General features: G+C 69.0%; 9 protein-coding genes. 2 read left to right on the top strand and 7 right to left on the bottom strand.

The features are described from left to right. Both Mlute_RS13300 and Mlute_RS13295 read left to right on the top strand, forming a co-directional pair. The coding region (locus tag Mlute_RS13300; RefSeq protein ID WP_147371101.1) for a type II secretion system F family protein at window positions 1–907 on the top strand (907 nt) is incomplete at its 5' end. Further along, complete coding sequence (locus Mlute_RS13295; RefSeq protein ID WP_119361084.1) at window positions 904–1,386, top strand: hypothetical protein; 483 nt, start codon at window positions 904–906, stop codon at window positions 1,384–1,386. The genes Mlute_RS13300 and Mlute_RS13295, both read left to right, overlap by 4 nt. Before the next feature lie 15 nt (window positions 1,387–1,401). Here Mlute_RS13295 and Mlute_RS13290 read toward each other — a convergent pair whose 3' ends face one another. The 7 genes from Mlute_RS13290 to Mlute_RS13260 form a co-directional block, all read right to left on the bottom strand. Next, window positions 1,402–2,328, bottom strand: coding sequence for an NAD-dependent epimerase/dehydratase family protein (locus Mlute_RS13290; RefSeq protein WP_119361083.1), 927 nt, complete (start codon window positions 2,326–2,328; stop codon window positions 1,402–1,404). Between the two features lies 1 nt (window position 2,329). Further along, window positions 2,330–3,100, bottom strand: a complete 771-nt coding sequence (locus Mlute_RS13285) for an SDR family NAD(P)-dependent oxidoreductase (protein ID WP_119361082.1) — start codon at window positions 3,098–3,100, stop codon at window positions 2,330–2,332. Then, window positions 3,084–4,118, bottom strand: coding sequence for an SMP-30/gluconolactonase/LRE family protein (locus Mlute_RS13280; RefSeq protein WP_119361081.1), 1,035 nt, complete (start codon window positions 4,116–4,118; stop codon window positions 3,084–3,086). Before Mlute_RS13280 ends, Mlute_RS13285 begins: the two co-directional genes overlap by 17 nt. Then, entirely contained in the window at window positions 4,115–5,242 is a 1,128-nt protein-coding gene (locus tag Mlute_RS13275; protein WP_119361080.1) for an FAD-dependent oxidoreductase, read from the bottom strand. The genes Mlute_RS13280 and Mlute_RS13275 overlap by 4 nt, the downstream gene beginning before the upstream one ends. Continuing rightward, a complete protein-coding gene (locus Mlute_RS13270) occupies window positions 5,239–6,300 on the bottom strand; it encodes a fumarylacetoacetate hydrolase family protein (RefSeq protein ID WP_119361079.1) in 1,062 nt (353 codons plus the stop codon). The genes Mlute_RS13275 and Mlute_RS13270 overlap by 4 nt, the downstream gene beginning before the upstream one ends. Window positions 6,301–6,318: 18 nt before the next feature. Beyond that, window positions 6,319–7,323, bottom strand: coding sequence for a fumarylacetoacetate hydrolase family protein (locus Mlute_RS13265; protein WP_119361078.1), 1,005 nt, complete (start codon window positions 7,321–7,323; stop codon window positions 6,319–6,321). Next, window positions 7,320–7,797 (bottom strand): amidohydrolase family protein (locus Mlute_RS13260; protein WP_147371100.1); only part of this gene is annotated, 478 nt, incomplete at its 5' end. The genes Mlute_RS13260 and Mlute_RS13265, both read right to left, overlap by 4 nt.

Genomic DNA, 7,797 nt, shown 5'->3' with positions numbered 1-7,797 from the left:
CCAGGGCCCGCACCAGGGGAGGGAAGACCTGGGGGTACTGGCCCAGGCCATGGGCCAGTACCCCCAGGTCTTCCCTCCCCTGGTGCGGGCCCTGGTGGGAGCGGCGGAGGTGGGCGGGGCCTTGGAGGTGGTCCTCAGGCGCATCGCCGAGTACCTGGACAAAAGCCACGACCTGCGGGAAAAGGTGCGCACCGCCCTCCTCTATCCTTCCTTCGTGGTGGCGGTCTTGGTCTTGGTGGTGGCGGTCCTTCTCCTTTTCGTCATCCCCGTCTTCGCCCGGCTTTACGGGGCAGCGGGGGCGGAGCTCCCTTGGCCCACCCGCTTCCTCATCGGCACCTCCTTCTTCGTGCGGCAAAACGGGCTTTGGCTTCTTCTCCTCCTGTTGGGCTTAGTCTACTTCCTTAGGGCCTACCACCAAACCCCGGGAGGGGCGCGGCTCATAGACGGGCTTCTCCTCCGGCTTCCCCTGGTGGGGCCCATCCTGCACAAAGCGGCCATGGCCCGCTTCGCCCGGACCCTGGCCACGCTTTACGAAGGGGGCGTGCTCATCACCCAGGCCCTCGAGGCCACCCGCAACACCCTGGGCAACGCCGCCCTGGCTGAGGCCTTGGACCGGGTTTTAGAACGGGTGGTGCGGGGAGAGTCCCTAAGCGCCGCCATGGGCCGGGAGCCCCTTTTCTTGCCCATCCTGGTGCGCCTCGCCCTGGTGGGGGAAGAAGCGGGGAGTTTGGACCAGATGCTTTACCAGGCTGCCTTCCACCTGGAGCGGGAAGTGGATTACGGGGTGAAGCGGCTTTCCTCCAGCCTTGAGCCCATCCTTACCGTGTTCCTCGGGGGTATACTGCTCCTGGTCGCCCTGGCCCTATACCTTCCCCTCTTTGACCTCTCGCGGGTTTTGCGCCGATGAAGCTTCCCATTTGGCTTTGGTTCCTCCTGCCTCTGGCGGCGCTCCTCTGGAGCGGAAGCGGGGTATTGTCCGCCTACAAGGGCTACCAAGGAGCGAGGGCAGAGGCTTCGGCCTTGGAGAAGGAGCTGGAAGCCCTTACCCAGGGCCTTCCCCAGGCCCTGGCCGAGGCCCCAGTAAAGGCGGAAGAGCTTCCCGCCCTCTACGAAGCGCTTCTCCGCCTGGCAGAGGAAAAGGGGCTGGAGGTGCAGGCACTCAGCCCCGAGGGGGCAGAGGCTCTAGGGGAGCGCAACACCTGGAAGCTGACCCTTACCACAGAGGGGCCCTACCTAGGGACGGTGGAGTACCTGAGGGCCCTTTCCAGGGCAGAAAGGCCTCTTTGGGCGGTGGGGTACGCCCTAACGCCCCTACCGGGAGCCTTGGGCGAGCGACTCCAGCTAAGGCTCACCCTAAGGATTCTCGCCCCATCCAACGCGCCCTAGCGGCCCAGGCCGGCCTCAGACCCCCACCGCCTGAGCAATCATTTGTGCCAGGCTGCCATCGTGGCGGAAACCCAGGGCCAGGGCCCGCTCCGCCCGAAGGGGCGGGTAGCGGCCAAAGCGGGCCTCGAGGTCGGGGTCGGGGCGGTAGCGGATAGCCTCCTCGCGGTCGGAACCGAAAAGCCTAGCCCCCTCGGCCACCACCTCCTCCACCGAGGCCCACAGCGCCGGCAGCAAAAAAACCCGGGGCTCCTGGGGGGCCAGCGGGATCTGGGCGGCGTGCAGCAGGTTCTCCGCACAACAGCGGGCCGACATCCACCACATGCGGGCCTGGGGGGAGACCGGGAGGGTGTAAGGGGTGCCGGCTTTTAGGTGGTGCAAAAGCTCGCTCATGAAGGCCGAGGCCAGCCCAGAGGGGCCCGGTGGGCGGGCCACGATGCCGGGCAGGCGCAAAGCCCGCCCGTCCAGGTAGCCCCGCCGGGTGTAGTCCTGCAGCAGCAGCTCCCCGATGAGCTTCTGGGTGCCGTAGCTCGAGCTAGGGTGGGCCGGGGTCTGGTCGTCCACCAAGGGCGGCAGGGGGGCGCCGTAGACCGCCACGCTGCTGGCGAAGACCACCACGGGCGAACGGGCGCGGAGGGCCTCCAGCAGGGCCAGAGTGCCCTCCAGGTTGACCCGCTGGCCCAGAAGGAAATCGCGCTCGGCCAAGGCCCCAGGGACGCTGGCTAGGTGAAAGACCCAGTCTGGGGGGTGGGCGGCGGCGGCCTCGAGCACCGCCGGGTCGTAGAAGTCCCCTTCCAGCATTCGCACCCGCGGGTCGGTGTGGGTCTGAGGGAAGCGCTTATCCAGAAGGACCAAATGGGCGAAGTCTACCGGCCTTTCCTCCAGCAGGTACCGCACCAAGACCGAACCCACAAAGCCCGCAGCCCCGGTGATCCAGATGTTCATGCTAGCCCCCATCAGAAATCAGGGTGCCCCCGTCCACCACCAGGTTCTGCCCGGTGATGAAGGCCCCGGCGGGCGAGACCAGAAGGGCCACCACCCCCGCGATGTCCTGGGGTTCTCCCAGCCGGCGCAGGGGGGTCTGGGCGATGCGGCGTTTCAGGAAAGCCTCATCTTCCAAAAGGCGCCGGGCGAAGGCGGTGCGGATGAGGCCGGGCGAGATGGCGTTCACCCTCACGCCAAAGGGCCCCCACTGGACCGCGAGGTCCCGCGCAAGCTGGGCCAAGGCGGCCTTTGAGAGGGCGTAGAGGCCTATGTGCTGGTTGCCCCGCAGGCTCGAGAGGCTGCCGATAAAGACCAGGCTGCCCCCACCCTGCTGGCGCATCTGCGGCAGCACCCGGCGGGCCAGCCAGAAGTTGGCCTCTAGGTTCACCCGGAAGGTTTGCTCCCAGTCGGCCTCGCTGGCCTCCACCAGGGGGCCAAAGTGGGGGGCTACCCCTGCGCAGGCCACCACCGCGTCCAGCCGGCCCAGCCCGAGCACCGCCTCCACCAGGGCCTCTACCTGCCCTGGGTCGCCCACGTCGCAAGGAACTCCCAGCGCCTGTAGGCCCCGCGCGCGCAGGACAGAGGCGGCCTGTTCGCAGGCCGCAGCGTCCTCGCTGGAGAGCACCACCGTAGCCCCCAGCTCGGCCAGGAGGGTGGCGCTGGCTAGGCCAATCCCGCGGCTGCCCCCGGTGACCAAGGCCACCTTTCCGCTCAGGTCAAAGAGTGGATGCACGGGCCCCCCCTTGGTGCCAGTGGATCATGGGCTGCCCCGGCACGGGGCTCCGGAAAAAGGGAATCCGGTCGCCGCGCAGGCTGCCCAGGTAGACCGTGCGGAGGTCGGGGCCGCCGAAGGTCAGGCTGGCCATCCAGGGGCAGAGCGTGCCGTGGTTGGCGGCCATGATCTGCGGGGTCAGGGTTCCGGCCCGGAAGTGCCGCTCGTAGACCGCGTTGGCCTCGGGGTTGGAGTCGTCCAGTAGCTCCAGCACCTCCCCTTCTGGGGTGATGGCGATGAGCTTGTCCAGGAAGACCAGGGTCACCCAAAGGTTGCCGTAGGCGTCGAAGGCAAAGCCGTCGGGGTGGCCCTCGAGCTCGCTAGGCCCATAGACCTCGCGCTCAAAGAGCTCGCCGTCCTTGTGGCGGAGCCGGGTGATGCGCCGGGCGGTGCTCTCCACCACGTAAAGCCACTCCTCCCTGGCATCAAAGCGCAGCTCGTTGGTGCCGCAAAACCCCTCGGCCACGATGCGGATGCCCTTCTCGTCAATGAGGCCGATGTAGCCGTCGCTAACCTTGGTGTTGACCTGCTCGGTCCAGGGCTCGGTGCGGGTGGTCACGCTGAACCAGATGCGGCCCTTGGTGTCGCGCAGGGGGAAGTTGACCTTGCCCAGGGGCTTTCCATCAATCTCGGTGTAGAGGGTCTCGAGCCGGCCCTCCCGGGACATGCGCTCAATGGCGTTGGTGCCCCAGTTGGCGATGATGAGGTTCCCCTCCTGGTCAAAGCAGAGCCCGTTGGGCAGCGAGCCTTTGGCCTCCACATAGCGCTCCTCAAAGGAGGCGCCCTGGGTCTGCACCCGGGGGGTGATGAGGGTCTGGCGGCCGTCCGGGTCAATCCGCACCACCCCACCCCGGGCGTCGGCCACCCAGAGCGTGCCGTCCGGCTCGGCCAGGATGCACTCCGGGCGCTGCAGGTCGTGGCCGATGAAGCCGATCTGGCTGCGATCTACCCTAAAGCCTTTTAGGGGATTCCGGCTCATATGGGCTGGGCGGCGAGTTCCATGGAGGCCGCGGTCACCCCCACCGGGTCGGCCTTGGGGTCGTGGGTGCGCTCCCAGATGCAGAGCTGGCGCGACATCTCCACCATCTTGCGCACCCGCTCAAAGCGGCGGCGGTTGTAGGCCGCAAGCGCGGCTTCCAGGCTGGGCCCGCGGCGCAGCTCCTCGGTCAGCACCACCGCGTCCTCGATGGCCATGGCCGCACCCTGGGCGATGTGGGCGGTCATGGCGTGGGCCGCGTCGCCCACCAGCACCACCCGCCCACGGTGCCAAGGAGCCGGCACCAGGATGGTCTCAAAGGGGCGCAGCACCACCTTGCTGGGGTCGGTGATCTGCTCCTGTAGCCGGGCCAGCAAGGGGATGTGCCGGTAGCCATCCAACCGCTTGCGCATCTCCTCGGCCAGGGCGGCCTCGGGGTAGCGGGGGGGCTGGCCGGGGGCCGCATCGGTGATGAACATGTACATCAGGTCGGGGCCCAGCGGCACGATGCCCACCTTGGGGTCGCCCATCCACATCCAGATGTTGTCCACCTCGGGAGGCCGGGGCAGGTTGTAGCGCCAGACCACCTGCTCCTCGTACTGGGGCGAGGGGGCTTCGGGGAAGACCAGCTGGCGCACCCTCGAGCGCAGCCCATCGGCCCCCACCACCAGGTCGTAGACCCCCTGGCTGCCGTCGGTAAAGGCCACCCGAACCCTCTCCCCATCCTGTTCTATGGCCTGCACGCTCAGGCCCAGCCGCACCCGGGCCCCCGCGGCCTGGGCCGCTTTCTGCAAAATGGCGTGCAGCTTGGGGCGAGCGATGCCGTTTTGCGGAGGAAAGTCGGGCCCGGCGATGGGGGGCTGGGGCAGGGTGGCGATGGGGGCGCCGTCGGGCCGCCACATCACCAGCGCCGACATGGGGAACCCCTGGGCGATGGCCTCCCCGGCCAGGCCCAAGGCAGCCAGGGCCCGCAGGGCGTTGGCAAGCTGGATGATGCCCACCCCATAGACGTCCCACTTGGGGTTCTGCTCCACGATTTCCACCACAGCACCGCTGCCCTTGAGGCCCACCGCGGTGCAGAGGCCGGCGATCCCGCCGCCCACAATCAACACCTTCTCAACGTTCATCCGACCTCCTCGCTGGCGTAATTTGCCGGTTCTGACCGACCGGGCACCTCTTCCAAGCGGCAGGGGGTGCGCTGGGTGCCCAGACCGGTGATGCTGCCTTCCATCAGGTCGCCGTCTTTTAGGAAGCGGCCGTAGTGCATGCCGTTGCCCGCCGGGGAGCCGGTGCAGATGAGGTCACCGGGCAGAAGCTGCACGTGGGCCGAGATGAACTCGATGAGCCGGGCCACCCCGAAGATCATGTCCGCGGTGGACTCGTGCTGCATAACCTGGCCGTTGAGCCGGAGGGTGATGGTGAGGTTCTGGGGGTCGGGCACGAAGGCCGCGGGGGTGAGGTAAGGGCCCATGGGGAGGAAGCCCGGGGCGTTCTTGGAGGCCAGCCAGTCCATGCCCATCTCGGGGATGTCGGGCCGGTAGACGAGCTCGCGGGCGGTGATGTCGTTGACCACCACGTACCCGGCCACGTAGTCCAGGGCCTCCTCGCGCCGCACCCGGCGGGCCGGACGGCCCATCACCACCCCCAGCTCGAGCTCCCAGTCAGCCTGCTGCACCTCCGGGGGGAGCCAGAGGGTGTCGTAGGGGCCGATGACGCTGGTGGGCAGCTTGGTGAAGACGAAGGGCTTGCCCCAGCGGGCCCGCTCGTCCATCCGGCGCTGGCCCCACTCGCGCCGCTCGGCCTCGCTCTTGCCTGCCAGGTGGGGCCCCCCCTGGGCCACAATGAGGTCCACCACGTGCTTTTTGTAGTTGGCCCCGGAGCAGAAAATCTGCCGGGGCAGATAGACCGGGGGCAGCGTCTGGAGCTGGGCCTCGGCGATAAAGGGCAGCGCCCCGGCCTCCCCGGCCCGGATGGCCTCCACCGCCCGCTCCAGCGCCGGGTAGTTGCGCGACCAGTCTTCCAAAAGCCCCAGCACGCTTTCGGGCTGGAACAACTCAAGGCCCAACCGGCGGCACAGGGGCACCAAGGCGGCCACCGCCACCACCTGCCCCTCCAGCACCAGCCCGGCGAAGGGGGGACCGCCTCCGGCCCGAAAGGTGCCCAGGTAGAAGGGCTGTCCGCTCATCGCACCACCTCCCTCGCGCTACACCTGGATGCTGGGGGTTCTGGGGCTGGGCCACCAGCCCTCGGCGGGGGGCTGGCCCAGGCGGTTGCGCAGCACCCCGATGCCCTCTACCTCGAGCTCCACCAGGTCGCCAGGGTTCAAGTAGCGCTGCAGCTCCATCCCGCAGCCGAAACCCACCGTCCCGCTGCCCAAAAGGGCCCCGGCGGGCAAGGGTTCCCCGGCCGAGGCCCAGGCCAAAAGCTCCTCCAGCGACCACAGCATGGTGCCGCTCTGCCCGCTTGACCAGACCTCGCCGTTGACCCGCGCGGTCATCCGAAGGTCGCGGGAGGGCAGCTCGTCCAGGGTCACGATGACCGGCCCCACCGCGTTGCAGAAGTGCTTGCCCTTGGCCGGCCCCAGCCGGCCTTGCATCTCGCGGAGCTGGATGTCGCGGGCGCTGAAGTCGTTGAGGATGGTGAGGCCCAGGATGTGCCCTGTGGCCTGCTCCGGGTGCAGGTCGCGCCCTCCTCGGCCTACCACGATGCCCAGCTCGAGCTCAAAGTCCATCCGCTCCTTGGCGTAGAAGGGCCAGGGCACGGTTTCCTCGGGGCCGATGAAGGCCAGGTGGTGCCCCATGTAGCCCACGGGCATCTCGTAGAGCACCGGGGCCACCCCGTGGTGGTGCAGCCGGGCCGCGTTGGTGAAGTGCACCTCAAAGGAGAGGAAGTCGCGGTAGAGGCTGGGGTCTATGGGGGCCACCAACCGCCCCCCCTCCGGGGCCAGGGCCTCCTCCTGGGTGTCCTCGGCGGCCTGGGCCAAAGCCTCCATAAAGGCCTCGCCGTTTTCCAGTGCGGCGCTCAGGCTGCCGGGCACGATGGTCTGGGCCAGCCGCCGGGCCGCCGCCGGGGTGGCCCCGCGCCGCTCAAGGGCCAGCCGAAGCGCCGCGCGCACGTCCACCCAGCGGCCCGGCTCGTGCCGGGCGGCCACCACGATGCGCGCTTCGGGGCCGTCGGGGGTGGGGAATTCCATACGGGCGATTCTCATGGGTTCACCTCAAAAAGTCGGGGCACCAGGGCCCGGGCGTTGGCGCCTTCCACCTGGGCCCGGGCCGAACCCAGGTAGCCGAGCCCCGGCGCGGGGTCGGGGCCAGCGGGCAGGGCCGCGTAAGGCCAGTCGGTACCGAAGACCAGCCGCTCTAGGGGGGCCACCTCGAGCGCCGCGGCCAGACCCGGGGCGTGGTTGGAGAGGGCGGTGTCGTAGTAGAGCCGGGCCAGGTAGGCCAGGGGGCCCTCGGGCACCCGCTCGGCCAGGTGCAGCGAGGCCGGGGCCCGCTCCACCAGCGAGGCCAGGCGGTGGGCCAGGAAGGGGACCGCCCCGCCCAAGTGGGCGAACTGGAAGCGGATACGGGGATAGCGGTGGAAGGCGCCCGAGTAGAGCAGGTGGGCGATGGCCCGGGTGGTCTCGAAGGGAAACTCCTGGAGCCAGATGGGCAGGCCGGGCAGGGGGTTCGGGTAGGGG

Source organism: Meiothermus luteus (assembly GCF_003574085.1).
GTDB classification, from domain to species: domain Bacteria; phylum Deinococcota; class Deinococci; order Deinococcales; family Thermaceae; genus Meiothermus; species Meiothermus luteus.
This window is presented reverse-complemented; position numbering and strand designations above follow the sequence as displayed.

Coding starts and splice junctions, on each gene's coding strand:
- Mlute_RS13280 (WP_119361081.1), bottom strand. CDS start 4,118: ATGAGCCGGAATCCCCTAAAAGGCTTTAGGGTAGATCGCAGCCAGATC.
- Mlute_RS13275 (WP_119361080.1), bottom strand. CDS start 5,242: ATGAACGTTGAGAAGGTGTTGATTGTGGGCGGCGGGATCGCCGGCCTC.
- Mlute_RS13270 (WP_119361079.1), bottom strand. CDS start 6,300: ATGAGCGGACAGCCCTTCTACCTGGGCACCTTTCGGGCCGGAGGCGGT.
- Mlute_RS13265 (WP_119361078.1), bottom strand. CDS start 7,323: ATGAGAATCGCCCGTATGGAATTCCCCACCCCCGACGGCCCCGAAGCG.
- Mlute_RS13295 (WP_119361084.1), top strand. CDS start 904: ATGAAGCTTCCCATTTGGCTTTGGTTCCTCCTGCCTCTGGCGGCGCTC.
- Mlute_RS13290 (WP_119361083.1), bottom strand. CDS start 2,328: ATGAACATCTGGATCACCGGGGCTGCGGGCTTTGTGGGTTCGGTCTTG.